26 protein-coding genes and 1 other RNA gene are annotated in these 26,635 nt (G+C 41.8%); 4 read left to right on the top strand and 23 right to left on the bottom strand.

The genetic code is table 11. The annotated features are described in order from the left end of the window. Positions 1-24: 24 nt before the first annotated feature. Positions 25-468 carry a GNAT family N-acetyltransferase gene (locus tag P0G38_RS08540; protein ID WP_121261304.1) on the top strand — a complete coding sequence of 148 codons (444 nt, stop codon included), beginning with the start codon at positions 25-27 and terminating at the stop codon, positions 466-468. Positions 469-499: 31 nt separating this feature from the next. Here the strand turns inward: P0G38_RS08540 and P0G38_RS08535 are convergent, their stop codons facing one another. Both P0G38_RS08535 and P0G38_RS08530 read right to left on the bottom strand, forming a co-directional pair. Next, positions 500-1,846, bottom strand: a complete 1,347-nt coding sequence (locus tag P0G38_RS08535; RefSeq protein ID WP_005226134.1) for a DEAD/DEAH box helicase — start codon at positions 1,844-1,846, stop codon at positions 500-502. Between the two features lie 58 nt (positions 1,847-1,904). Further along, positions 1,905-3,068, bottom strand: coding sequence for a VanZ family protein (locus tag P0G38_RS08530; RefSeq protein ID WP_275855115.1), 1,164 nt, complete (start codon positions 3,066-3,068; stop codon positions 1,905-1,907). A 93-nt stretch (positions 3,069-3,161) separates the two neighbouring features. On the opposite strand from P0G38_RS08530, the gene P0G38_RS08525 reads away from it, so the two are divergent. Further along, positions 3,162-3,488: a hypothetical protein gene (locus P0G38_RS08525; protein ID WP_010748384.1), complete on the top strand. Its 327-nt coding sequence runs from the start codon at positions 3,162-3,164 to the stop codon at positions 3,486-3,488. A gap of 156 nt (positions 3,489-3,644) precedes the next feature. Here the strand turns inward: P0G38_RS08525 and P0G38_RS08520 are convergent, their stop codons facing one another. From P0G38_RS08520 to P0G38_RS08485, 8 genes are all read right to left on the bottom strand, one after another. Beyond that, on the bottom strand, positions 3,645-3,878 hold the full coding sequence (locus P0G38_RS08520; protein ID WP_275855113.1) for a hypothetical protein: 234 nt from the start codon (positions 3,876-3,878) through the stop codon (positions 3,645-3,647). Further along, positions 3,875-4,255 (bottom strand): hypothetical protein, encoded by a 381-nt coding sequence (locus tag P0G38_RS08515; protein ID WP_005226138.1) that lies wholly within the window; start codon positions 4,253-4,255, stop codon positions 3,875-3,877. The genes P0G38_RS08520 and P0G38_RS08515 overlap by 4 nt, the downstream gene beginning before the upstream one ends. A gap of 83 nt (positions 4,256-4,338) precedes the next feature. Then, the gene (locus P0G38_RS08510; protein WP_010748387.1) at positions 4,339-4,998 is read right to left on the bottom strand and encodes an HD domain-containing protein; all 660 of its coding nucleotides are present in this window, start codon (positions 4,996-4,998) and stop codon (positions 4,339-4,341) included. A gap of 146 nt (positions 4,999-5,144) precedes the next feature. Further along, positions 5,145-6,659, bottom strand: a complete 1,515-nt coding sequence (locus P0G38_RS08505; protein WP_275855110.1) for a carboxypeptidase M32 — start codon at positions 6,657-6,659, stop codon at positions 5,145-5,147. Then, positions 6,656-7,819, bottom strand: a complete 1,164-nt coding sequence (locus P0G38_RS08500; RefSeq protein ID WP_275855108.1) for a THUMP domain-containing class I SAM-dependent RNA methyltransferase — start codon at positions 7,817-7,819, stop codon at positions 6,656-6,658. Before P0G38_RS08500 ends, P0G38_RS08505 begins: the two co-directional genes overlap by 4 nt. Before the next feature lie 66 nt (positions 7,820-7,885). Next, positions 7,886-8,251, bottom strand: an RNA gene (rnpB, locus tag P0G38_RS08495) — RNase P RNA component class B. Positions 8,252-8,275: 24 nt separating this feature from the next. Continuing rightward, positions 8,276-8,686, bottom strand: coding sequence for a cell division regulator GpsB (gene gpsB, locus P0G38_RS08490; protein WP_005226142.1), 411 nt, complete (start codon positions 8,684-8,686; stop codon positions 8,276-8,278). A 71-nt stretch (positions 8,687-8,757) separates the two neighbouring features. Then, positions 8,758-9,303 (bottom strand): SLOG family protein, encoded by a 546-nt coding sequence (locus tag P0G38_RS08485; protein ID WP_005226143.1) that lies wholly within the window; start codon positions 9,301-9,303, stop codon positions 8,758-8,760. A 70-nt stretch (positions 9,304-9,373) separates the two neighbouring features. On the opposite strand from P0G38_RS08485, the gene recU reads away from it, so the two are divergent. Both recU and P0G38_RS08475 read left to right on the top strand, forming a co-directional pair. Further along, positions 9,374-10,000, top strand: a complete 627-nt coding sequence (recU, locus tag P0G38_RS08480; RefSeq protein WP_010748391.1) for a Holliday junction resolvase RecU — start codon at positions 9,374-9,376, stop codon at positions 9,998-10,000. 1 nt (position 10,001) lies between these two features. Further along, a complete protein-coding gene (locus P0G38_RS08475; RefSeq protein WP_034857413.1) occupies positions 10,002-12,323 on the top strand; it encodes a PBP1A family penicillin-binding protein in 2,322 nt (773 codons plus the stop codon). A 77-nt stretch (positions 12,324-12,400) separates the two neighbouring features. Here the strand turns inward: P0G38_RS08475 and P0G38_RS08470 are convergent, their stop codons facing one another. From P0G38_RS08470 to P0G38_RS08410, 13 genes are all read right to left on the bottom strand, one after another. Beyond that, complete coding sequence (locus P0G38_RS08470; protein ID WP_275855105.1) at positions 12,401-13,600, bottom strand: hypothetical protein; 1,200 nt, start codon at positions 13,598-13,600, stop codon at positions 12,401-12,403. Further along, on the bottom strand, positions 13,600-14,451 hold the full coding sequence (locus tag P0G38_RS08465) for a hypothetical protein (protein ID WP_275855103.1): 852 nt from the start codon (positions 14,449-14,451) through the stop codon (positions 13,600-13,602). The genes P0G38_RS08470 and P0G38_RS08465 overlap by 1 nt, the downstream gene beginning before the upstream one ends. A gap of 121 nt (positions 14,452-14,572) precedes the next feature. Further along, the gene (lepB, locus tag P0G38_RS08460) at positions 14,573-15,052 is read right to left on the bottom strand and encodes a signal peptidase I (RefSeq protein ID WP_015509748.1); all 480 of its coding nucleotides are present in this window, start codon (positions 15,050-15,052) and stop codon (positions 14,573-14,575) included. 18 nt (positions 15,053-15,070) lie between these two features. After that, a complete protein-coding gene (locus P0G38_RS08455) occupies positions 15,071-17,122 on the bottom strand; it encodes a glucosaminidase domain-containing protein (RefSeq protein WP_275855100.1) in 2,052 nt (683 codons plus the stop codon). 297 nt (positions 17,123-17,419) lie between these two features. Continuing rightward, on the bottom strand, positions 17,420-20,473 hold the full coding sequence (locus P0G38_RS08450) for a WxL domain-containing protein (protein ID WP_275855098.1): 3,054 nt from the start codon (positions 20,471-20,473) through the stop codon (positions 17,420-17,422). A 1-nt stretch (position 20,474) separates the two neighbouring features. Next, positions 20,475-21,602, bottom strand: coding sequence for a WxLIP family cell surface protein (locus tag P0G38_RS08445; protein ID WP_275855096.1), 1,128 nt, complete (start codon positions 21,600-21,602; stop codon positions 20,475-20,477). 13 nt (positions 21,603-21,615) lie between these two features. Continuing rightward, entirely contained in the window at positions 21,616-22,428 is an 813-nt protein-coding gene (locus P0G38_RS08440; RefSeq protein ID WP_074535768.1) for a WxL domain-containing protein, read from the bottom strand. A gap of 41 nt (positions 22,429-22,469) precedes the next feature. After that, positions 22,470-23,273, bottom strand: a complete 804-nt coding sequence (locus tag P0G38_RS08435; RefSeq protein WP_008379814.1) for a WxL domain-containing protein — start codon at positions 23,271-23,273, stop codon at positions 22,470-22,472. Between the two features lie 14 nt (positions 23,274-23,287). After that, positions 23,288-23,662, bottom strand: a complete 375-nt coding sequence (locus tag P0G38_RS08430) for an LPXTG cell wall anchor domain-containing protein (protein ID WP_121261285.1) — start codon at positions 23,660-23,662, stop codon at positions 23,288-23,290. Between the two features lie 595 nt (positions 23,663-24,257). After that, a complete protein-coding gene (gene nth / locus P0G38_RS08425) occupies positions 24,258-24,914 on the bottom strand; it encodes an endonuclease III (RefSeq protein WP_005226155.1) in 657 nt (218 codons plus the stop codon). Positions 24,915-24,938: 24 nt separating this feature from the next. After that, positions 24,939-25,640 (bottom strand): DnaD domain protein, encoded by a 702-nt coding sequence (locus P0G38_RS08420; protein WP_275855089.1) that lies wholly within the window; start codon positions 25,638-25,640, stop codon positions 24,939-24,941. Positions 25,641-25,751: 111 nt separating this feature from the next. Continuing rightward, positions 25,752-26,138 (bottom strand): RidA family protein, encoded by a 387-nt coding sequence (locus P0G38_RS08415; RefSeq protein WP_275855087.1) that lies wholly within the window; start codon positions 26,136-26,138, stop codon positions 25,752-25,754. Continuing rightward, positions 26,135-26,575, bottom strand: a complete 441-nt coding sequence (locus tag P0G38_RS08410) for a Fur family transcriptional regulator (RefSeq protein WP_005226158.1) — start codon at positions 26,573-26,575, stop codon at positions 26,135-26,137. Before P0G38_RS08410 ends, P0G38_RS08415 begins: the two co-directional genes overlap by 4 nt. Between the last annotated feature and the right edge of the window lie 60 nt (positions 26,576-26,635).

Here is a 26,635-nt window from a genome sequence, read left to right as displayed (position 1 = left end):
CACGAAAAAGGAGGAAAACGACTGATGCTTTATTTTGGACGCAGTCCGTGGATGCTACAAGCGGTTTTCGCCCTGCGGCAAGCCGTTTTTGTGGAAGAACAGCACATCCCTATAGAATGGGAATTTGATGAAAAAGACCAAACCTGCCCATACTTTCTTTGGTTAGATGGACGCATCCCGATCGCGACCATTCGCTATCAATTCTCTTCACCGAACACTCTGCAACCTGATCGCTTTTGCGTATCTAGGGCCTATCGGCACCAAGGATACGGCACCAAATTATTGCATTATCTCGAAATGCGTGGTGTCCAAGAGGGTGCCCTCCAATCAGTGTTATCCGCAGAGATCGACGCTTGTGCGTTTTATGAATCCTGTGGGTATCAAAAAACATCTGAACCCTATGCTGAAGATGGCGTATTGTGTGTAGAAATGACCAAACAATTAAAAACAGCAGTCAAGGAAGAGTAGTTCTCTTCCTTGACTGCTGTTTTGGTAAGCATTAGCTATTCGAATTTTTCTTGTTTTTGCGGGCGGTTCGAGTCGTTTGACGACGTTCGATCTTCCGTTTTTCTTTGTTCTTCTTATCAACGGCCCATTGAATTTTTTTCTTGTAGCCAGGCTTGATTTTTTTCTTCTTTTTCTTGACTAAGCCAATCAAGGTTGGGTCTAATTCGTCACGAGATTTTTCCCGCTTTTGCCGACGATTCCGATCGTAAGTCGCAACGATCTCGCCATTTTTGATTTCCTTCGGTTGGAAAACAACCCCTAGATCTTCGATGGCTTGGATTGCCCCTTCATCGCTTGGATCATATAAAGTGATCGCGGTCCCATCCATTTGGTTTCGACCGGTCCGACCAACACGGTGGATAAAGAAATCCAAATCAGCTGGAATCTCAGCATTGATGACATGAGAAACCCCTTCAATATCAATTCCTCGCGCAGCTAAATCTGTTGCGACAACATATTGGTAGTCCAAATTTTGCACTTGGCGCATGATCCGTTTTCTTTCACGAGGACTGATGTCGCCGTGGATCTTCGCTACTTTTAAGCCTTGTTCCTTTAAGTAATCCGTAATTTCATCCACACGGCTCTTCGTGTTGGCAAAAACGATGGCAAGATAGGGATGGCCTGTAGTCAATAATTGATAGATCAATTTATTGGTATTTTTCCCTTTGGTAGAAATCAACCAATTCTCGATCGTATCAGAGATGACTGCTTTCGATTTGATTTCTTCGATCAATGGATTGGCCATGTATTTTTTCAAGAATGGGCGCAATTTCTCTGGAATCGTTGCGGAGAAAACCAGCATTTGTAGTTTCTCAGGCAAACGCCCCGCAATTTGATCGACTTCTTCCAAAAAGCCCATATCCAAGGTCATGTCTGCTTCATCCACGACAAATACATTGGCAGTGTGAACCCCTAACGCTTGTTCGTTGATCATATCCAAGATACGACCAGGTGTCCCAATCACGACATGGGGCTGTTGATTTTGCAGACGGCTTAATTGACGTTGCTTATCCGTTCCTCCGACGAAATTTGACACTCGAATTTCAGGATCATGAAATCCGCCGATTTGTTTTGCGGCGTGATAGATTTGCGTGGCTAATTCACGACTCGGTGCAGTGATCACTACTTGCACTTCATCTTTTTCGGCATCGATTTTATCCATCAACGGCAGTAAAAATGTGTGGGTCTTACCACTTCCGGTCTGTGATTGCCCTACAACACTGCGTCCTTTTTGGATAACAGGTATCAGTTTTTCTTGCACTTCTGTTGGTTTAGAGAACTTTTTATCAGCAAGTGCTTCATAAATAAATGGTTGAAATTTAAATGACTCAAAAGACATTCAAACACCTTCTTTCTTTTAGCATCCTTTGGATTATAGCATATGTTGCCTTGTTTTCCTAACTTTCTTTTGTAATCGATTGAGGATCGATCGTACTGATAGTATACGTTGCACTGCGGCGTTCATAGAAAAAGCGGCTTTCTTTTTTTATTGCTGCCCACAAGAGATTCAAGTAAAAACCAAACTGGATCAACCCAAAAATAACTACCATCAACAAACTAACGACTAAAAGCAGCAGATTGTTGGACTCAAGAAACGGTGCGAAAAAGATATTGACCCGACTGATGCTGGCATAAATCAGATAAAACAAACCATAGCGTTTCAATAAAGCCACCAAGCTGACACGCTCACGGCCTTCTTGCATGATTTTGATTCGTACGAGTTTTTTTCCAATCGTTTGTCCTTTGGCAAGGTAAGCCAACAACACAAAGTACAGCAACACTTCAAGAGCAAAGTACCAATAGTCCCCACTAAAGTCCCGTACCGTCTGTTGAGTGAGCAAACGAACAGCGATCACCACAATAAAACTGACCACATTCAGTATTCCCCAGTCGATCAACCAAGCAAACACCCTTCGTGTCACAGTCACCCGAGTGCCTTTGGCGTAAGAATCGGCATCCATCTCTGCCCTTGATGGCAATAAGAACGTAAAAAGTGGAGCGATAGTCCAGCCTACAAGCCCTCCGACTGTATTGACAAAGAGATCATTGACATCGAATAAACGATACGGACGGGGATAAATAAAATAAAGTCCCGTCAACTGCGTTAATTCAAAAAACAATGTCAGGCAAAAGGTAATAATCAGTGTTTTTAAAAAGGAACATTTGAAGTAATAACGCAAATAGACCCCAAACGGTAAGGTCAACAATAAATTAAAGAGTGGCTCAAGAAAGACCCCCTGCTTCATAGCGGGAAGATAGGTTTGCGGATCGTGAATGTTTAAGACGGTCTGTTGGACAAAATGTTGCCACGATGCCCCTAACTGCAATTCCATCTTAGGACCAGTCATCTGTGCTACCTCTTCGATCGAGGGCAATGGCAGGATAACTAAGAAATAGGCGCACAATAAATAGAAGACAAATGAATACAGAACCAGTGCGCGTGACAAGATAAAACGACCGTATTTTCGATATTGGATAACAAAAAAAATCATTGATATCGCCAATGCTAGGAAAGGAAAAACCAGCAAGGCAACCTTTATTGGGGTAATATAAGCGGACATAAAGAACTCCTTCACGTTTTCTTTTTATCTTACACGCTATTTCCCAAAACGTAAATTTTGGAGTATCATAAAAGAAAAGGAGGTTAAAAAACCATGTTAAATCCCTATTTTGCCTTTGGCGTACCGGCATTCCTTTTGGTTTTATATGCAGCTTTTGCTCTTTTTCGCCGGTCTTCCGATATTCCCTATTTAGGCTTCGTCCTTTTCATCATTGCTGGTTTTCTGACAGGATTTAGTTTACAAGTCATTCAACAAGCCATCAATGAAGTGGAGAAAACATCTCTTGAACACGTGCAAGAAACCCACCTTTACTCGCCTTACTTATTAGCGATTCCATTGATTGTGGGCATTCTTTTACTGATTGTCAACTTGATTCGCGGCTATTTAAAAGTCAAAAACGTTCGTCTGCGGACAAAATAAAAGCAACCTACCTAGAAATACGAATTGATCCTGCTCCTCTTGACGGGAAATGAGATCGCTTCGTATTTTTTTGGTAAGCTGCCTAGATTGCTAGACCCCTTCTAAAGATCCATCCGCCACTTTCGTAGTAAAACAGTTTATCAACTAAAAAAAGGTTTATTCGTCGGCTAGTTCTTCATTTAGGTCCGTCTCTGACGTATCAGCAAAAGACTCTTTCACATCATCATTGACTTGCTCCAATAAATATTGCCAATCACTATTCGACACAACCACCACATCGATATTCTTTTCTTCATCGATCAGCTCGAGATTCGAAATATCCTCTCCTAACTGCTGGAATAGGTCGATCAATGTTTGGTCTTGTAGCGTTACGTATTCAGTCCGTTTCATCCTTCTTCCCCCCATGAGTCAAAAAATTCATAAAACAAGATATCGAAACTAGTAAGATCGGTCATCTTTTGTAAAGTAGATAGATCTAAACGAATAAACGCTTTTTCCACTAATAAATAATGGTTTTCTTCCAGCGCTTCTTCGATAAATGGTAAAATCTCTTCTTCATCCCCTAATGTTTCACTAGAGATTTGGTCGATTTGATCAAACAAGCGATCATCTTGCAACAAAAAGAATTGATCGTCGTAAAGATAGACTGCGATTTGATATTGCCGGATGGGTAGCTCAGCCCGAATGACAAAAAAGCATTCCCCTGAATTGGAAATCGCTGGCAATAGTTCATTCGGTTGTAATGCCTGTTGGTAGTACATTTCCATCCCTCCTTTGTACTTATTATTATAAAGAACAATGGAGGAAAAAGGAAATAATCGAATTTCAGTTTAAAAAACTCTAAACAAAGTTAAACATCCCACTCTGCATAGAATTCTTCTAAAAAATCCTTCATGAAAGCCACACGTCGTTGGGCTTCTTTTTTGCCATACGCCGTGGTCATCTTTTCAGGAAGCAAAAATAGTTTCTCATAAAAATGATTGATCACCGTCGTTCCTTTTCGGTAATCTTCATGATTTTGAAACGTCTTTGGGGCTAAGTCACTGACATGGATCGGGTGTTGATGACTGCCACCAAAATAACTCGTCCGTAAAATACCGATCGCACCTAAAGCATCGAGACGATCTGCATCACGAACGACGCGGCCTTCTACTGAGACAACTTGCGCGCCTTGCAAAAGTTCTTTTGAAAAAGACAGATTCTCGATAATAGAAAAAATTTCTTTCGTTTGTGCTTCACTGGCTCCCGCTGTGGTCAAACAAGCTCGCACTTCATTAGACGCCGCTGTGACATCCGCCACAACTTTGTCATCCACCGTATCATGGAGATAGGCTGCCGCCTGTACGACAAAGCAATCAACTGCCAATTCGTCGGCATCAATGATGGCTTGACTTAACCCAGCCACTCGTTTGACATGATCAAACCCATGTCCTGTGTAATCATTCCCCAGAATACTTTCGGCATAAGCAATTACTTTGCTAAGATCGGCAACATTGTTTTCTTCCTTCATTTTTTTCCTTCTTTCGATATGAAAGCAGCTAGCCTTCTTTTTTCGATGGTGATTGATACAAAAGGAAAAGAAGTTCAACAAGACGAGCACCCCATGAAATAATTGGGGCGGCAACGTCTTGCGAAGCTTCTTTCCACTCGTTACTTTTAAGCGAAATCTTGCGTCTCGCTGATTTTATAGACGCTAAAATAGATCTTACGTAAATAGTCTAATAGATATTGAGGATTCAATAATTCATCCGTTGCATCTAAAATCAATCCATTTGGTTTCTTGGATGCGCCATATTGATGAATATTTTCAGTCAGCCATTTACGAATCGGTGAATAATCATCCGAAGCCAACACTTCATCGACATTGATTTCTTTTTCCATGGCGTGGAGTAATTGTGCTGCATACATATATCCTAGAGCATAGGATGGGAAATACCCGAAGCTTGAACCAGACCAATGAACGTCTTGTAAGATCCCTTCCAGATCATTTTCTGGACGAATCCCTAAATATTCCTCGTATTTGTCATTCCAGATTTTTGGCAGTTCATCGATCGATACGGTTTCGTTAAAGATCATTTTTTCGATCTCGTAACGAATAATGATATGGATGACATATGTCAGACTATCGGCTTCAATACGGATCAAGCTAGCTTTTGAATGCTTCAAGGAGTCATAGAAAGTGTCAAAAGACACATCATCAAACGTGCCTTCCGCACATTCTTGGAAAAATGGGTATTGCTTTGCCCAGAAATTGCGGTTGCTGCCGATAATGATTTCATTAAACAGCGATTGGGATTCGTGGATTCCCATGGACGCCCCTTCATGAACAGACGTGCCTTCGTATTTCTCATCGATGTTTTGCTCGTACATCCCGTGACCAGCTTCATGAATCACACCGAACAGTCCCATCGAAAAGTCAGTTTCGCTCCAGCGTGTGGTCAACCGTACATCATTGTGGTTGATCCCCGTAGCAAATGGGTGGACCGTATTATCCAGACGGCCGCGAGAAAAGTCATAGCCTAAGTCGGCGATCACTTTTGAGATAAATTTACGTTGTTGCGCTTCGGTCATCTTACGTGAAAGGATCGAAGTATCTGGCGCTGTTCCTTTTTCAGCCAATTGACGACGAATATCCATGATACCATCTCTCACTTGTGAGAATACGTTATCCAAGATCTCAACCGTCATATTCGGTTCGTATTGATTTAATAAGACGTCATAGTTCGTCAGCTCATTTTTCTTCCAATAAGGAATCAATTCTTTCGTTAAGCGAATGTTTTCAGAAAGAGCATCTTTAAATAAAGAAAAATCTTTTTCTTTACGGGCTTTGAGCCAAGCAGTATGTGCTTTTGACGTAGCTGCGGAAGCCGCCATCGCCAACTCATTGGGCACATCTTTTTGCAATTCATATTCTTCTTTGACTAATTGATACGCCGCTTTCCCTACTTCTGATAATTCATCTGGGTGTTTCCCGAAATAGCTGATTGCTTCTTGGATTGGTTCCCCCACTTTTTTGTCAAAGTATAGACCATATAAATAGCTGTCAACTTCCGCCCGGTAATCACTGGCTTTTTCTGGCATCCCTGTTTGATTATCCCAGCCTAAGATCCCCATTGCTTGTTGCAATAGATCGATTTCTTTTAATTCTTTCAGAAATTCTTGTTCTTTCATTCAGCAGACTCCTTTTTGCGTGGCGGACGTTGTCCCCAGTATTGGAAGAGATCAGTACGAATCGCACCGTTATATAATTTGCGTTTTTTTGTCGCTTTTTCGCCGTAATGGGTCTCAAAAGTCAAGTCACTGGTCAAAAAGTACTTGCTCCAGGTTTTAAGCGGTCGAAACACTTGGCCCATTTCTTGATACAGTCGCTGAACAGTCTCTTCTTCTCCTAAGCGTTCGCCATAAGGAGGGTTAGCCACAACGACACCATACTCTTTTTCTGTTTTAAAGTCTTTAACAGCTTGTTGTTTGAAGGTGATCGAGTCTCCTAGACCGATTTCTTCCGCATTCCGGCGGGCGATCTCAATCATTCGACCATTGATATCCGAACCGGTAATATCTAATTCGACATCATAATCTGCTGCTTCATCTGCTTCTTTCCGTACTTTTTCAAATACTTCTGCTGGGAACCAATCCCACGTTTCGCAAACAAATTCCCGATTAAAGCCAGGGGCGATATTGTGACCGATCAACGCTGCTTCAATGCACAACGTGCCTGATCCACAAACGGGATCGACAAACGGCTTGTCTTTGTACCAATTTGTCAGCATCACTAAAGCCGCAGCCATGTTTTCTTTCAGCGGCGCGCCTCCTTTTTCTAAACGATAGCCACGTTTAAACAAACTAGGGCCAGTCGTATCCAATGTGATCATCGCATGGTCTTTCAATAAAGCGACTTCTAATTGGAAAAAAGCGCCCGTTTCAGTCAGCGGCACACTTGCTGGACGATGGTATACTTCTCTTAAACGATTGACGATTGCTTTTTTGGTAATCGCTTGACAATCAGGTACACTATACAATTTTGATTTGATTGATTTTCCAGCTACTGGAAATTCAGCGTCTAACGGTAAAAAGTCTTCCCACGGTAACGCTTTAACTTCTTCAAACAGCTGATCGAAAGTCAATACGTCAAATTCCCCAACGACGATTTTGATACGGTCCGCTGTACGGAGCCACAAGTTCGCGGTAGCAATGGTCTCCATTGTCCCTTTAAAGCGCGCTCGGCCGTTTTCAACCTCACACTCGATCCCTAAATCCCGTAATTCTTTGCCCACTAGTGCTTCTAAACCGCTCGCAGCGGTGGCAATACAATTAAATGTTTTTTCAGTCATAACGCTCTCCTTCTTGGTATAAAAAAACCTTCCGTTGCTGGAAGGATTCCCTGATAGGTTGTGATTTTCTATAAGCCATGTTTTGTCCGTATTTTCCTCAGGGAGAAGAAAACACTGGGTAATTATCTATCTGCAATTACTTGCCTTCTTGCTCCGTTCATTTCCGTGCAAAAAGTGCCCCTACCATTGTTTGGGTTGCTCGCTCGAGGGGTTTACCGCGTTCCACCAAGACGGTTTCCCGGCTTGCTTCGTCACTGTGGCACTTTCAAGGATACTTTGGCATAGCTTACACCTTAGCCATTTTTCCTGCCGTTACTTTCTCAAGTACCCTAGCTTATGGTTTCGCTAGGCACGAACACTACAAGCATCTCAGCTTGTGCGAGCATGGACTTTCCTCAGCATAATCGAGTTATGCCGCAATTACCCGAAAACCACAACTATCTTTTCTAAAATAGATTAGAATTGACGGGTTTTTTCGTTGTCATCTTCAAAATCAGCATTTGTATAGTTGCTGTTGTAGGAAGAAGAACGAGTGACAGGTTCTGATTCACGATCAAGCTTTTTGCCAAACACTTCTTTTTCAAGATTAGACAAACGTTTCAAAATATCAAAGTTTGTAACGGTTTGGCTTTTCGGCGCTTCTTGTTGAACACGAGAAGCGATCGCTTGGTTTTTCGACAATTGATCGATTTTCGCTGTCAGACGATCATTTTCTTCTTGCAGGGCTAAGATCTCTTTATTGTAGCTTTCGTAGTCTTTAATAATATTATCTAAAAACTCATCCACTTCAACTGGATCATACCCGCGCATTTTTGTTTTGAATTCTTGTTGCAGAATATCTTTTGGACTATAAATTAAATTTGCCATTATTTACACCTCATTGTTTATTCCAAATGGTTTTCACTTTCTAGACCATTCTATCAAAAAATATACGAAAATCAAAGTAAATTACTATCAAATGTTGCGTTTTGTAAGTCATCCATTGTTATTTGATGAATAAAGTAGGGATTTTGCTCACTATAAGCTTTGGCATCTCTTAAGAAATAATTAGGTTTTCCTGGAAATTCGTCATCATATAACACAAGTGCGCCTTCGGTATGCTCCAGTAAAAATGCCGTGTGATTTCTTAATTGACTGGGGTCTTGGTAAGGCTTATGGCTGGTGGCATTGACATAATCAGCAAATGATTTCGCTGTTTGCAGTGCCTGCTGATTTGTTTCGTTCCAATTTTCACCAAATCCTTCAAAAGGAAAAATAATTCCTAGTTTCAGTTCTGGGTATGTCTGTTTTAACTGTTCAACGGCTTCGGCACACCACAGCTCCGCTCCAAGATTCCCGCTGATCAAGAGCCATTCTAGCCCTTCTTCGACATAGTTGGTCAAAGTCGACATTATTACTTTCTTAATAACTGCAATCTTGGGATCTTTTGCTTGAAAGACACCTAATTCATAATTACGATAGCCAGTAAAGTATAAGGTTTTCATTGTTTCTCTGGTCATCTCTTTTCTTTCCAAACGACTTTTTGGTATAATGTTGCCTAGGAGTGTGAACAACATGGTTATTCGTTACCCGAATGGACAATCTACTACCTATGATGACGGCAAAAAACAAAAAATGCAAGAGAAACTAATAAAGCCAAAAACGTATGCCAATCGTGGGATGCGTTTTGAAGAAGCGATCAATGAAAGCAACCTTTATTATTTGAATCGGAAACTTGCTGTCATTCATAAGAAACCGACACCAATTCAAATCGTGAAAGTAGATTATCCAAGAAGAAGCGCCGCCGTAATCAAAGAAGCCTATTTCCGTGAGGCATCCACCACTGATTACAATGGGGTTTATCAAGGGCAATATATCGACTTTGAAGCGAAAGAGACTCAAAACAAAACGTCATTTCCCTTTAAAAATTTTCATCCACACCAAATCAAGCATATGGAAGACTGTTTGGAACAAGCGGGTTTATGTTTCGTTCTTTTATGGTTTTCTAGTCTACAACGCTGCTTTTTTCTCGATAGCAAGTGCTTAATTTCTCAATGGCACCTGCAAAAAGAAACGGGAAAAAAATCAATGACACTGGCCTATATTGAAACGAATGGGATTGAAATCATCCCTTCAATTGCGCCGCGTATTCCCTATTTAAAAGCAGTTGATCAATTTTTAACGATGAAGGAGAATGATTAGTATGGCAAATGGATCACAATCGAGGACCTCTCGGCATGATTCTAAAAAAGGTACAGCTAAAAAAGCACCAAAGCCTCCTAAGGCAAAAGGAAAACGAAGCATTGGGAGTATTCTTTTAAAAGTATTTATGGGGCTGTTTTTCTTAGGCTGTATCGGGATTCTATCCGGGATGGGGCTATTCTGGTGGTATGCCAAAGATGCGCCTGCACTTGATGAAACACGTTTGGATTCAACGGTTTCTTCTCGTTTCTATGCGTCAAATGGCGAATTGATCACTGAATTCGGTAGTGAAACCAGAGAAAAAATTACAGCAAGTGAGATTCCTCAACTGCTGGAAGACGCGATCGTCTCTGTCGAAGATCGCCGCTTCTACCAGCATATCGGAGTCGATCCGATTCGGATCGTCGGTTCCGCATTATCCAATGCCACAACCGGCGGTATGCAAGGCGGAAGTACGTTGACACAGCAATTGATCAAGCTGTCCTTCTTTTCTACCAGCGCTGAAGACCAAACATTACGTCGAAAAGCACAAGAAGCATGGATGGCGGTTCGTCTTGAACAAATGAAATCAAAACAAGAGATCCTCACTTACTACATCAATAAAGTATATATGTCCAATGGTGTATATGGGATGCAAACCGCCGCAATGAAGTTTTACGGCAAGCCGTTAGCTGAACTAGACCTTGCGCAAACCGCTTTGATTGCCGGTTTACCAAATGCCCCTTCAGCTTTTGACCCATTTGCGCATCCTGATAATGCGAAAAGTCGGCGAGATGTTGTTTTAGGTGCGATGCTGGAAAATGAAAAAATCACGCAAGCGGAATATGATGCGGCCGTTGCCGAAGATATTCAAGAAGGCTTGCAAGACAATCCCCGTGAAAACCAAGAGTGGAAATACTTTGACAACTACTTTAACGAAGTGATCGCTGAAGTCAAAGAAAAAACTGGGAAAGATGTGTATACTGACGGCTTAGATATTTATACTAATGTCGATATCGATGCACAAAAACGATTATATGACATCGTCAACAGTGACGACTACGTTGATTACCCAGATGACAAGATGCAAGTTGCCGCTACCTTAGTTGATGTTAACACAGGCAAGGTGACCGCTCAGATCGGTGCCCGTAATGTTGATGATGTTCTAGCAAATAACCTGGCTGTCAATGTCGCACGAGACTTTGGTTCGACCGTCAAACCAATCACAGACTATGGCCCTGCCTTTCAATTTCTACAAGATTCCACGGGTAGAATGATTTTAGATGAACCTTACACGTATAAAGGGACGAATATTCCTGTTTACAACTGGGATCGCCAATATATGGGCAATATCACCTTGCGGACCGCTCTAGCAGAGTCTAGAAATGTGCCGGCAGTGAAGCTGTTTGATGAAGTCGGCGCGGACAATATCGCAGACTTTCTCAGTGGTTTAGGAATCGAATATGATACGATCACCCAATCCAATGCGATTTCCAGCAATACGGATAAATTGGATGGCACAAAGTATGGGATCTCCAGTCTGAAAATGGCCGCTGCTTATGCTGCGTTTTCAAATGGTGGCACCTATTATGAACCACAGTACGTCAATAAAATCGTCATGCAAGATGGTACAGAAGACGAAGAATCCTTTAAAGTTTCTGGTCAAGAAGCAATGGATGATACGACAGCTTACATGGTGACCGATATCTTGAAAGATGTTATTTCAGTCGGAACTGGAACCAACGCGCAAATCGATGGTTTGTACCAAGCAGGGAAAACGGGAACGTCCAACTACACCGATGACCAGTTAGCACAACTGGATACATCGAATGGTGCCTACCCTGATATTACCTTTGCCGGCTATACTCCCTCCTACTCATTGGCGGTTTGGACAGGCTACAACGACAAAATGACACCGATCACTGATAGTAGTACCCATGTGGCTTCAGATGTCTATCGTGAATTGATGCGCTATGTTTCTGCTTCTGTAGAAAACACGGACTGGACAATGCCTGACGGATTGACACGGATCGGAAGAGAGCTTTATCTTGAAGGGACGTACACCCAACCAAGCTATTCAGCACCAAGTTCGTCCAGCAGCAGTTCCTACGTTGAACCAACGACACCTTCTACAGAAAGTAGCGAATCAACACCATCAAGTACAACAGAATCATCAAGCGAAGTAACACCACCAGTGACAACACCTGATGAGGATGATTCATCATCGGTCGTTACGCCTCCTGCTTCTAGTCAGGATCCCGGTTCAACAACACCTTCCAGCAGTGAGGATAATCCATCCTCACCACCGGACCCGCCGGAACCAAACGATGGTAGTGTCGAATAATGGAGAATCGCAAAAAAACAGTAGATCAAAATCTGATCTACTGTTTTTTTTAATTCCTGCCATATAAATGTAGAAGCTTACTTTTCAAGCTCTTCAAACAGCAATTTTTTATCGGAAAGCTGATAAACTTGATTATGCAGATCGTCAAATAAATGAATCACATTTTCTTTCGTCTCGTTCACTTCAAAAAGAATCTCTTTGGCACGATCATGAATCCCATCGATCCGCATTTCTGTTGTACGGATCATTCGTTCAGATTCGATTTTCGCTTCCTGAATTGTGCGATTCGCTTTTCTTCTAGCAAAGACTAAGACCTCACTGATTTCTGTTTGGAACTGCTCGTTTTCGATTTGTAGGGCTGCATTTTCTTCCCTTAATGCTTCGATTTTCGCCTGAAGCTCTGCGACTTCTTCATTTGATTCGCTAGCTGATACATTTGCAGCAAGCTCTTCTTTTTCTGCCAATTGCTGTTTCAAATCAGCAATTACCTCTTGCAGCTGCTGGATTTCTTGCCGCTTCAAGGTCCATTCAGCGCGTTCCTTTTCGTAAGTTTGTTTCTCTTGTTGCTCTTTTTCTTGCTGAACAGCTAACTTGGCCTCTAATTGCTGGATTTTTGCTTCAAGTTTTTCTGTATCTACTTTTGCAAACTGTTCTTCTAGGTCTTTGACTTTCTTATTTGCTTCTACTAGCGAAGCTTTTAATTCTTTTGCCTCTGCTTCTTGTTGAACCATTATCTTCTGCTGTTTTTTCAACTGATTTTTTTCTTCCTGTAGTTGCTCATTTTCTAAAATCAATTCTTTGATTTCAAAAGATAAATTTTCAATCATATGATCCTTTTCTTGTTCTTTTGATTCTTGCTTATTTGTTTGGTTTGTACTCAATTCTTTCTCCATACGTTCTCCTTTATCTTCAACGAGTTGACTATCCTTGGCGTAGCTATCACGGTTGCCAGAGGACTTTTGCTGCACTGCTATCTTTTTGACACTTTGCTCTTTCTGCTGATCTCCAGCCACTCTTTGGTGAGAAATCGGTTTTGCGAAAGTTTGTGCGACAGGTTTTACTGCTTCTTTCTGGGTTTTAGGGGGTTCATTGTCCGCTGGTCGATTGGTCTCGTCCTCTTTTTTTTCAGGCGTAGCCTTTGCGGACCCTTGATCCTCAACGATTCCCTCTTCTTGATTTGTCTCCTCAAATTCATTCAGCTCTTCTATGGATAATTGATTCACTTCATCCATTAGCTTTTGGGCAGAAAACCAACCTTTGTTTTTCTTTTTCATCATTAATTTTTCACACTGCCTTTTTGTTCATTTGTATTGATCGTTTCACTTTGATCCGTTTGAGGAGTAGACGATATGCTCTCGCTCCTCTCGTTGTTGGCTACTTCTTGAGCATCAGTGTTTGGGAATCTGCGTTCTAAAAGGGTCCAGACCCCATTCTCGTCACGAATGATCGTCTGCTCAAAGGACTGATCAGAATCCTTGGAAAATTGGACAGAGAAGGTTCCTTGTGTGATCAGGGGAACGTTCTGCATATCATGGAGTAGACGAGAAAAATTCTCTTCCCATCCGTTTAAGTCATCAATTGATGGTAATTTGCTAGATAGAACAATCGAGATTTCTTGCAAAGGCTGATCAACAAAAATCATCGCTACAGTGCGACCTAGATATGGTGATAACTGATAGGCCAACTCATATTCAGCTGCAAACTGTGCTTCACGATCATTGGAGACGAGTAAATGCTCCCAATCAATCGCTTCAAAAGAAAAGCCGTTCTCAGGATATGCAAAAATCGGCATACGCATCCATTCCGTTTGCTCAGTTCTAAGCGCGAAGACTTCCTCTTTTAATTGACTGGTTTCTTCTTGCAGCTTTTGCACATGAATGCCGCCTGTCAGCTGAAAAACTGTTAGTAGCAAGACACTTACGATTATGGCACTACTGCAGCCCAATACAATTAGCAGGTGCCCACTGCGCAGGTTGTGCTTAAATAAACGCAGTTTCCTTTTGGCTAAAGCATCTGACGACAGCTGCTTTTCAACTTTTCTTAATAAATATTCTCGATACAATCGCCAACCGATGATACTACCTGCTCCAATGGCAAGCAGTATCATCCCAATATAGATAAAAATCACAGTCTCTTCCTTCCATCAAAACTAAAATTCGTTTTATTCATCCATTTTGATACAAACTTAGTCTCGTTGATATGTTGCAAGAAATGAATCATCGCAAACTTCCTTTCAAAAAGCTGATGTGTCAGAAGAACGTGGTCACCACACCATAAAAGGTTTTACTTGAAATGATTCCAAATTCTCTACTATCACTTGAAGTGAGCAGTGCATCGCCAACGACAAAGTACTCATCTTCTTTGAGGTACCCCCGAATCGGCAACGCCTCAACGGCTTCATCCTTCACAGTGATCATAAATGAAAAATCAAAGTCAGTATCCTCCGCCCCAATCAACAACCGCTCCTGTGTACGAACGAAGGAATCCCCTGGCACACCAATCACTCTCTTGATCAAAAATTTTCCTTCCTGTTCGAAAGCGATCAGCTGATAGCGATTTGGCTGGCGCTTTTTATGAATCAGCACAACTTGTCGATCCTCGATCGTCGGCAGCATGGACGTTCCTCTGACTAACGCCAGTCGATACGGCTGAAGAAACGCAATAAGCAAAAGGACCATCAAAAAGATACCGCTGATAGGAAGACCTATTTGTCTATGCCTTTTACTCATATTGCCAGCCCTCCATCCTTATTTTGGCATAATATATGAAACACTTGATGAGTGCGCCAATTCATTGCTGATCACGCGATAAGAGATTGTGGTTCCACCATAGACATTTCCTTCTGAAACCAAAATACCATTTGGACCAACGGCTTCAACAAAAGCGACATGACCATAACGAGGATCAGATCCAGCTGTTCCAGGTGCAAAAGAGATCATACTGCCTGCTTTAGGCGTTTGACTGACGTTGTAACCTAAACGTCGTCCGGTATTGCCCCATTGACCACCATTTCCCATGTAGTCATCTACTTGACCGCCTAATTGACTCACGCGATTGAACACATACCAAGTACATTGTCCAACAGGATACGAACCAGAAAGATTGTAGTCACGACCGTTGTATTCTGGGAATGTCATGAGGGAGCGATACTCTTCTGGAATTTGTTCTTTTCCTTGGATAAACAACCCTGTTTCTGTTGCGATCACTTGGTCATATTGCGTCAATCCATAGACCGCAATCAGTGAATTGATTTTTTTACTATAATTAACATCAGTCGCATAAGTGCCAGTCAAAGCATCTGCTGCCCGAAGATAGTTTTTTGATTCAGAGCGCCACACGTCTTGATAAAAGGTTGGATTTCCAGTGATTCCTCCGCGAATCAATTTGACATAATCTGCCATGGAATCTCGATAACTTGAATAGGAACGAAAGGCGGCTTGAATTTGGAATAGTTCTCCGTTGCCTTTATCTTCCATTGTTGGTAAAGTCACGCTGTTTCCTTGAAAACTGCCTTTGATCCCAAAAAGGTTATAATGGGGACTGCTGGAAAGCCCGCTGTCGCCACTGCCGCTTTCAAGGATCGCTTGCGCGATCAATACGGAAGCAAAGACATCGTATTCTTGCCCTAAGCTTTGGGCTTCTTGTGCCAATGTTTCAATAAACGTCTGGGTCTTTTGATTCACTGTAAATTCGTAAGGGGCTGGATATTCAGTAACTAGCTTTTCGCCATATGTAGCCAATTCAGGATTTGATAGCCGTCTGATCGATAGCGGCTCTTCGATAGAAACCCGCTGAACTTCGATGGCAGTTTTCGTTGGCTCTTCTTGATTTGTCACTAAACTTGCTTGGTAACCATCTGCGAGATAGATACCGATTAACTGATTTGCGTCATATAAAAGATCCCCCGGTTGTAATTGTTCAACCTGCTGTTCTTTTTCTATCCAGCTAGCTTCTCCTTTTATAACCGCTTTGATCCGTTCATTGATCCATTCGTCCATCGTCAATGGTTCTTCTAGTTCACCAATTTGCCCGATGATCTCGTAGACGAATGCCGCTTGCCATTGCGCATCATAATCAGCTAATATCGGCAAGGTGAAATCTAACAGATTCGAATCTGCGATCTTTACTGCCCGAAAACTCTCTGGTAAATCAATGGTTCGTCCATCATAAAAAGAATTTTTCAAGTGAGAAGTAGCATCTGGTGTTTGAACGACAGGGTTTATTACTTGCTCAGGTGCAATAATCGGAGGTGTTTTCGGCTCCTCTTTTTTTGCATTTTCAGTATTTTCGTTGCTCTCAGTTGAAATTTCATTTTCTTTTGGTGCCAATGACTCATCAATCAAGTCGGTCTCTTTTGGCTTGTTCTCTGTTTCTACTTCTAGATCGTCCGTTTCAGCATCTATTTTTTCCTCTTCCTCGGAAGGTTCCGTGGACTCTGATTCCTCTAGTTCAGTCGTTTCCGCTGACTCGGTCGTTTGCGTTGAGTCTGCTTCTTCAGACGAATCAAGAGATTCTACAACGGTATCTGCTGTTTCTGAATCCATAAGCGGCTCATTTGATTCCGAGGATAACTCGGTCGAGTCCTCCGTTTGCTCTTTGCTGACGTCTTCTTGACTCTCTTGGTCTTCTGCTGCCGATGAATCTTGATCATCAAGTTCCTGTTCGACATTTGTATTTTCTGAATAGCTATCAGGCTGAGGGCTTTCTTTCGCCAGTAATACGGGAGAAACAAAAAGTTGGCTTGCTAAAATCCCAGTACTGAATACTGTCAAATATGACTTCTTTTTTCTTCGTTTCATATAGTTTCCTTTCTTTTGTTTCAGCCGGCATCATTGGTTTCGAATAAAACCTGACGAACTGATTCAAAGTTGCTGAATATTTTTTGCACGAGTTTAGGTGAACTCTGTCTCTTCGCGATTATTTTGAAGCAAACGATTGATTTAGCTAGCTCAAGCGGATTTTGCTCAGCAGCGTGATCTACCACAAAAAAGCGTTATAATCCACTACTTTCCAAGTGATTTACTCACTGTCTTCCTATCAAGAATGGAAGCTGTCAAAGGCGCTAACAGCTTCCATTTGATAAGATTGAGTATCGATCATTCGACAGATGGAACAAAACTTAACTCCCATTCAATCGTTGCTTGGTAAGTCATGTTACGAGGATTTGATCCAATGGGTACTTCAAGTTTGACACTATTCCCCATCGTCTCCATATCCCCGTAGCGTTGAATCCAAGTACCGCTTCCTTCGTTTGCATCCGCTTCAGCGATCATAGCAGGTACCCCAGGATCAAGGAACATTGTTTCACTATAAGTAGGAGGAACCGCTGAGTTGGCGGCATTCGTCAGCATAACTGCATTTTCTAAAATAATTCGTGCACCCCGAAGTTCTTCTCCTTGATCGTTACGAAATCCTGCAGCGGATAATGTCGCGTTTAGTTCCCAGCCTGTAAAATGAGCGCGACGGTCAGAAATCTGCACGTAATTTGGTCGTTCCTCAGTTACTGAGCCATCGGCACTGCTAAGTCGTTGCGGCAATGCATTGTACTGTTTGGTATCTGCACTTATTGATACATCTCCAAAGCTATACTGGGAGATGAAATCGATACTGATAAACCCTAAATGGTCTGGTATATCCGGTTTATTTTCTGGGTTCACTTCAATATCTGGCGCGATCGGATCTCGTGGATTCATTGTGGCAATCTCTTGAACAACTGTTTCATCTGTATCGAATTTTCCATTTAAGAAAGCGTAAGCCGTCACCGTATTATGTTTTGTAAACCGATCCCCCTCGGCTAAGGTCAAGCTGAAATCACCATTGGCATCTGCTTGAAGATGAAACAAGCTGTTATCATCAAAAGAGGGTGATTGCAGTTGCGGTGCGGGAATAACTGGATCTCCGTCAAAACGAATCACACTATAAGGTGTGGCTTTTCCTCTAATGATTCTTGATCCATCTAGTGCCGGGTCTTCCGTTAATGGTTCTAAATGAACTTCGACATCTGGAATATATTCAAATAGGATACGTTGTGCTCTTGTGGTAAAATTCGCGCGAAAATGATCAACGATCTCTTGTGAGATGGAAGAAACATTCGAAATCGATGACAAGGTAGAGGAAAAATTCACTTTTAAATTGAAGATTGGACTCCAACTGAAGTCTGGTTCCTCCGTCAAGTTTCCATGCCGCCATTGCTTCGCTGCTTGAATATCCACATCTAATAGCCCGCCGCTGCCGGAAATCGAAATAAGGCTACTATTTGCTGCATTTCCGGTAACCGCCCTTGTTTTCTCTAAATTGATGCGTTGTGCATCCGCAAAAGTGAAGGTTGAGGCCGAGCTCAAAAATGTCATCAAGGAATGAGAGGGATTGGTTCCGTCTGACTTAATATCCAAGATTCCTTCTTTAGCAACAATAAATGTGGCGGCACCGGCTACATGGATCACTCCGGATGTGGTGGTCCCTTGATTCACTGCATCAATTTCGACACTGCTTTTATTTCCAATAAGCATCGTGCTTCCAGCACCCATGTAGATAATGTTATAGGACCATCCATTGAGGCTTGTGGTACGGCCGTCAGCTTTGATTACCACTTTGCTATCCTCAGACATTTCAAAGTGGGCGCCGCTTGCATACATACTGATTGCGGGGGAGTTGGCTCGGGCATTCAAATGCAGCTCTGATCGATTACCGATATTGATCCGTCCATTCGCAATATAAATATTTGCTCCAAAAGCCTCACCGGCTGTTCCAGCTGCACGCAGGGACATCTTTGCATCATTGCCAATAGTCATACGCCCCGTTGCATAATATAAATAGATATTGCCGGAATTTATTGTCGACATGTCAACTGTTGCGTTATCAAGAATTTCCAATTGTGTTACTTCCATATTCGCTTGGTTGGTTGCATTGATCGTTTGCACACGTCCAGATCTGGAAGTATATGTCGGAGTTTGATGCGATATTACTTCGCCAGACATAATAACAGGTGTCGCTAACGAGTGGATCAACTGATTGCCCGCGTTGGTTAAATTGTGGTAACGCATTCTGGATAGATTTTGCTGAGGAATACTCATATTCGTAAAGTTCATAAACCCATACCAGTTGCCATGAACGACATCGATATTTTGATACGTAATGTCCCACGGCGTTGCACTATTGACGGTACTATCATAAAATCCGACAGCAACAGCTCTAAAGTCGATTTGATACCCATTGCCTTCGATCACAAGCGTTCTTGAAATTCCAGAAGCATTGGTCCAAATATAGGCTAATCCATTTGTTGGGTTGGAAGTTGCACTTCCCACAGCCACTCCAGAAACTCCTTGAGTAGGATTATCCGAAGATTCAAAGTCGTTTACGATATTGATATAATTTACATCTTTGTTCACGATTGCCGCCATAAATTCTTGCCAATTGGAAACATCTCGGTGACTGATTTCGTTTAACGGTGTGACCGGTTCTGTCAATTGGGCAATCGCTTCTGCTTGATCAGCTTCTGTGTCTTGCTGATTCTCGTTTAGGTTCGCGTCATTGGAAGGTTGCGTGGTTCGTTCCCCTTCCTGCGGCGTCTCTGATGGTGAGACTTCTGTCTCGATCGTTTCATTATCTGCATCATCATCCGAGTCCTCTTCCCCGTCATCTTCTGCCTGTACTTCGATCGTTAGTTCCGCTTCACCTATAATCAGTTGATAATCTCCTATTTTATTAAAGACGATAGGAATCTCGAACTCCATGAGCTCTTCATCAAAGGTAAGCTTCCATTCCTGTTCTTCTTCAGACAGCTTTTTACTCTTCACTTCTGCAGCAAATTCTTCTTCCACGATCAATGCTTCTTTCGCTACAACCAGTGTAATCTCATCTAACGGTTGGCTTGATACGACGAAAACATCGATCGGTTGATCCACGATACCTTCAATCACACTAACTGGAAACTGAAAAAAAGGATTATGGATGTCAAATTCTTTTGTTTGGATCGGTTGTGTTGCTTTATCAAGCAAGGACATGTTCTGCGTTTCGTCCAATGGTTCAATCGTGTGATCGATGGCGTGGATTTCTGGCAATAGTAAACTACTCAGACTTGGAAAAAAAGTTTGCATACTTAGTAATCCAATAATGATCGCAATTATTACCTTGTGTGGGGTATTCTTCATTTCAACTATTCCCACCTTCCTTTGCCTTTTTTTTCTTATGAACAATTAGGATGATCACAAGCAATAAAAACAAGATGATTAGACCAGCCGTGGCGATCATCCACCAATTGAGCGACGTATCTACATTGACATCGAGTTCATTTAAGCGGCGAGCATCTTCTGCCTCCACGCTAAATGTCTGTTCCCAAGACCACTCTTCCTCTCCTGACCGTGCAGTAAGATTTAATACATACTCCCCATTACGAAAACGATCGCCATTCAAGGGAATTGGGAAATGCATATGTGAATTAGGAGCCATTTGCATCGCTGCTTGACTTGCTTCATATAAGATCGTCTCACTGCCAACAGATCGAATTTCAGCTGTTACTTCCAATTGATTGACAAATGTCGATGTATAATTTTGGATAACAGCACTAAATACGTTTCGGTAATTTACTTGATCGGCAAAAACATCAAGCAGTTCCAATCCCGGATCCGTTGCGGACCGATTGTTGCTTACTACCACACCAATGACATAGGAAAATGCATTCCGTATGCCTAATCCTTCTTCAGCAGATTGTGTTTGCTCCTCTTTAGAAATAACTTCTTTGATTCGAATGCCACCTGCCAAAACCCCTTTGAATTCCTCTTCTGGCATCGCAATCGGTAAAGAAATGATTCGTTTTTCTAATGGATCTAACGATATGGTTTCCGGCACCTCTACCAGTTCATCAATTGATGCAGGTAAAGTCGGATCAGGGGATTCTGCATCCCGGCCATATTCCACAACACCATTCACATTCGTAAATGCCGTATGGGCAGAAATTTCTATTTCGATCGCTTGATCAGAACCATTTTCGATCTCTAAAGCCAATTCATCACGTTCTCCTGCCCCAAGATTTAAATCGAAATACCCCAACGCCCCTCCTTCCAGCTGACTTTCTGGTAAGATAGGCGTCACATAGAAGTTTAATTCTGATTCTGTCTGAGCATAGCTCAATCTTGGCGAAAAAAAGAATGATAGCAGGATGACCGCACAGGTAACCGTTTTTATCCATTTCATTCTTATACGTTGTTCAGTCAAAAGTGGTTCTCCTTCCAAAAAAGGCAGGAATAATTTACTATTCCTGCCAGTTGTTTCTTGTTGCAAGCTATGATCCTTCTTACGGATTTACTGTTTCGCCGCCACTATCAACAGAAGCAGTTAGCGTCCATGTCATTTCCGCAGTATAGTTGGTTGCTAGCTGCGTGGTAGAGCCTGGTACAAATAGTTGAATATCATCATTTCTGATAATTTCGTCTTCTTGTTTATTAAGATTTTGTTCCGTCAATTTTTCTTGATCTCCCCAGTAAATCGATGAAGCGCCCGCGCCTTGACCGACCGAAGCACGCATGACAGGAATGTCTTGATCGTTGACATCTAGGATCAACGCATTTTGTTCTTCACTATTGATAACGGCACTTGGCTGTAAGTCTCGATCACCTTCGCCTTTGTTGAACACGATCTCAGGGTTTGCCAACTTGATTTTTGCCCCAGTCAAGACATCCCCTGATTCAGAAGTAAAATCAGTTAGACTAACATTTAATGTCCAACCAGCATGCGTTCCTCGGGTATCTTGCACTTGGGCAAATGATACATACGGTGTCGTACCTGATTGATCAGCCAAATTACGCTCATCTGCAACCATTGAATACCAACGATCACTGGTAGAGATAGCATTCTGACCAAAATCAAAAGTTTTTGGTGCATAAGCAATGGTAAACGGACCCGTTTGCCCTGGCGGTGTTGGTTCGATTGTTTCTACTTCTGGGTTTACGACTGGTGGCTGTACCTCTGTTAGATCGCTTCCGTCTGAGGTAAATCCTATAACGTTATCGGTAGTCGTTTCTAATGAAGATTGGGCAAAGGCTTGAACGCCTCCGGCTAGTAAAGTGGTGGATAATACAGCGACCGTAGCTAAACGAATCTTTTGCATTTCTAGTTCCTTCTTTCTTTTTTATTCAGTACAAAACCAAGTTATTGAACCGTTTCTCCGTCCGGTCCGGCTGTTGCAGCCAATGTCCAAGTAAGGGTTGCTTCATAAAGAGCAGCGTCTTTTGCTGTTGATCCAGGAACAAGTAATTCGATTCCGGCATTTTCAACAACCTCTGCGCCTGCTTCCACTTGTCGATTGATTTCTTCCTGATCGCCCCAAACGACTGACGAAACGCCGGCACCTTTTGTTTGAGCGGCGGTCAGAACCGAACGCTCACTATTTGTAGCATCTAAAATCAATCCATCCGCATGAATTTGTGGTTCATTTTCTTGGTTGCTTCCGTTATATTCCAATTTCGGCGAATTAAAACGAATTCTTGCTCCAGTCAGTTCATTATTTTGTGTTCCTGATTCAAAAGCACTTAATGAAACTTTTAAATCCCAACCAGCATTTGTCCCGCGCGTATCTTGGACTTGGGCAAATGAAACATACGGAACTCTTTCTTCACTATCTTCCGCGTCTTTTAGCTTGTGTAATTCAGCCACTAGCTTATATTCTTGATCGGTATTAGAAATCACTTGCTCACCGAAATTAAGCGTAGGTGCGTAAGCAATCGTCAATGGTCCTGTTTGTCCTTCAGGGCCGACTGGATTGATCTCTACATCTGGACCATTAGGACCAGGATTTGGTGGTTGAACCACTGTCGCTTCGCTATCGTTTGGTACAAAGAGAACTTTCCCTTCTGTATCATGGTTTGTTACACTTTCAGTAGCGAAGGCTTCCGCGCTAATAGTAAATAAAGTTGCAGCTAAAACAGCTGCCGATGCAAATCGTACGAATTTCAAATTCATCCCTGCTTTCAAATTATTTGTCTTTTCTTTTTAACCATCATAAATTTTGATCGATGTTTGGTATATTGCGCATACAATGCAACCAGTACGAGCAGTAATCCAAGCAAGATTACGCCGTAAGTTTTTGTCTCGTTGGTCTTTGGTAAAATACCACCTGGTTTTGCTACCTCTTTTGGTGGCGAGATATTCTCTGTAGGGCCTGCTGGCGGTGCTGGTTTGGGTTGGCCAATAGGCTCATAAACACCGGTAAAAAGCACAGAGCTTTCTGTTTCAACCGACTGCACTTCCTGAGCATTCACCGCTGCCGTAGAAATAGTTATCCCATAAAAAAGAGTGCAAAACAGAACCATACGAACTAATTTCCATACCTTTTCTCCTTTCATTCTCCCTCCTCCTCTATACTTGCCACATCTTATAAGTGATCTTTTCAAAACTGCGTTTGTCTAGTATCCGTAACAAAAATGATTATGAGATTGTTAAAGAATCATTTCGAAATTTGCAACGCTTTTTCTGTCATTAGTAAAATAGCAGAGAAAGACTTATAACCTTTGACAAAGTTCACTATACTGATGATTTCCACAGATTTGAAATACTATTTTTCACCAATAGGTGAATTTCCTTATTAATATTACGTTATATTGACCAAAAATAAGCGGTTTTATAAAAAGAAAGGGTAGAAATTGTACGAAAAAAGCCATCATACTAAGCTCACAAATAGTTTTAAAAAAAAGGCGTATCGGAAGGTTCATTTCGCATCGAGCATCATCCCTCACACGATCTCTTTGTGAAAAAACACCTGATTTTGAGTGGTGTAATCAAAAAAATTCAGTAAGCTTATGTTTTTCCAGTTACTTGAAAAGGCTTTAATAAAGGGTATTACGTTAATTACCTGTTTTTTTATCAATTTGTGCAAAAAAAAAACGCTAAGCGATTTCGCTTAGCGTCTTGATCCTAGTTACTTTTGGTTTATGTTCACCATTAAATGGTTTTCTTCCCCTTCATCCGAAGTTTTCCTTCTTGGCACATTGTCAACAATGGACAAACCTCACACTTAGGTGCCCGGGCTGTGCAATGATAACGACCAAAGAAAATTAACGTGTGATGCGTTTTGACCCACAACGTATCTGGAATCTTTTTCATCAATGTTTGTTCGACTTCTAATACGTTGGCGTCTAGTTTACAGATGCGCAGCCTTTTTGATACCCGTTCGACATGCGTATCGACAGCGATTGCTGGAATGCCAAATGCATCGCCAAGAACGACGTTCGCTGTTTTTCTGCCGACACCTGGCAAAGAAATTAAGTCTTCTCTGGTTTGAGGCACTTCGCCTCCAAAACGCAGCAACAATTCAGAGGCACAAGCTTTGATATTTTTCGCTTTGTTTCGATAGAGACCAATCGATTTGATTTTTTCAATAATGTCTTCTAACGGCGCCTCGCTGAGAGCCTGCGGCGTTGGATATGCTTCAAAAAGTGCCGGTGTCACTTTATTGACTGACACATCCGTTGCCTGTGCGCTTAGAATGACAGCAATCAGCAATTCAAAGGCATTTTTTGACACTAGTTCTCCATGTGCTTCAGGAAACATCTCATACATTATTTCTATCGCAGTCATTGTTTTTTCTTTACTGATCATTGGACGAATTAAACTCCTTGTATCTTACTCTCCTTCTAACCAATTATGCATAGGGATTTTGGGCATTGGGCCATCTTCTTGTGTCGTAGTTTCATTTTGAAGAAACTGTTTTTTTCTTCTTTTTTGCTCTTCTTCTACTTGCGCTTTTGAGGTAATATTCTTGCGTTCCCACGAAAGCAAAATACGATCGATATAGTTTAAACTATACGCTTGATTCAAGACCGCTTCTCGCAAAGCAAACTGGACCAGCTCGGGATCATAGTGGTCCTCATCCAACCACTGCCCGATCCGTTGGTATTCGATCGCCGATAAGGGGCGACCAAATTCTCCTTCAAATAAGCGATACAACTCGCGTATCTTCTCTTCATTTGTTTTAGCGACTTCCTTTTTGGATTGCTGCTGCAAAAGAAACTCGAGTCGCTCATAAATGCCAGTGAAATCATAATAATCAATCATTTTTCCTGCGTCGTCTTTTTTTGAACCCATTCGCAGCACATCTTTTTTCAGCAATTGATTCAACCAATGATAGATCTCTTTTTGGTCGCTGCCCATCACCGAGGCGATCTCACGTAAATCTGGAAAATCATTGCCTTGCTCATGGCTGCGATACAGTTGCAGCCATAACAAAAATTCATCATTCGTCAAACCAAGATGATGGTAATTCTCTAAAAGCAAATTTGAAATCGTCGTTTGTCCTTTTGCCAAATATTCCTTTAACGAAACCATACTACATCCTCTTCTCCTTGGCTCACTTGAAACATTAAGATTCTTCCTATCAGGATCGAATCAATAAAAAGGGGACGACGCAAATGCGGACGTCCCACGATTCTTTGTTGGTTACGCTTTTTCTTTGACTGCTGCGATGATCTCAACTTCAACCAAAACATCTTTTGGTAAGCGAGCAACTTCGACAGCAGAACGTGCAGGTAACGCTTCATTGAACAATGTGCTATACGTATTATTGAAAGGAACGAAATCATTCATATTTTTTAAAAAACATGTCGTCTTAACGATATCATCTGGCGTAAGTTCCGCCGCTTCAAGAATCGCGTTGATATTTTTCAATACTTGCTGTGTCTGTACTTCAATCGTCGTACCGACAACTTCCCCCGTAACAGGATCTAATGGCACTTGACCAGAAGCAAACAAAAAGCCGTTTGCGATTTTTGCTTGAACATAAGGACCGATTGCTTGTGGTGCTTGATCTGTAGAAATTATCTTCATTTTGTTTCCTCCTCTTTCACTTGGCATTCGGGACATAGACCATAAACTTCTAGTCGATGGTTATTTATTTGATACCCAGTTAATTTCGAAGCCGCCATTTCGACATCTTCCAATCCTGGATAGTAAAAATCAGCGATCTTTCCACACTTTTGGCAGATAGCATGATAATGAGGCTCTGTTGTAAAATCAAAACGACTGGAGGCATCTCCATAATTCATTTCTTTTACAAAGCCAATTTCTGTGAACAAACGTAAGTTATTGTATACCGTTGCGACACTTATACCAGGAAAATGAACTTCAATCGCCCGATAAATCTCTTCAGCGGTTGGATGGGCATCGTGACTGGCTAAAAATTCTAATATCGCTACTCGCTGCGGTGTAATACGAATATTTTCATGTTTTAATCGTTTGATCGCTTCATCGTAGATCGTACTCACAGGAGTTCCTCCATTTCTCTTATCTTACCTATCATACTATGTAAAACCTAAAAATTCAAA

Source organism: Enterococcus casseliflavus (assembly GCF_029215545.1).
GTDB lineage: Bacteria > Bacillota > Bacilli > Lactobacillales > Enterococcaceae > Enterococcus_D > Enterococcus_D casseliflavus.
This window is presented reverse-complemented; position numbering and strand designations above follow the sequence as displayed.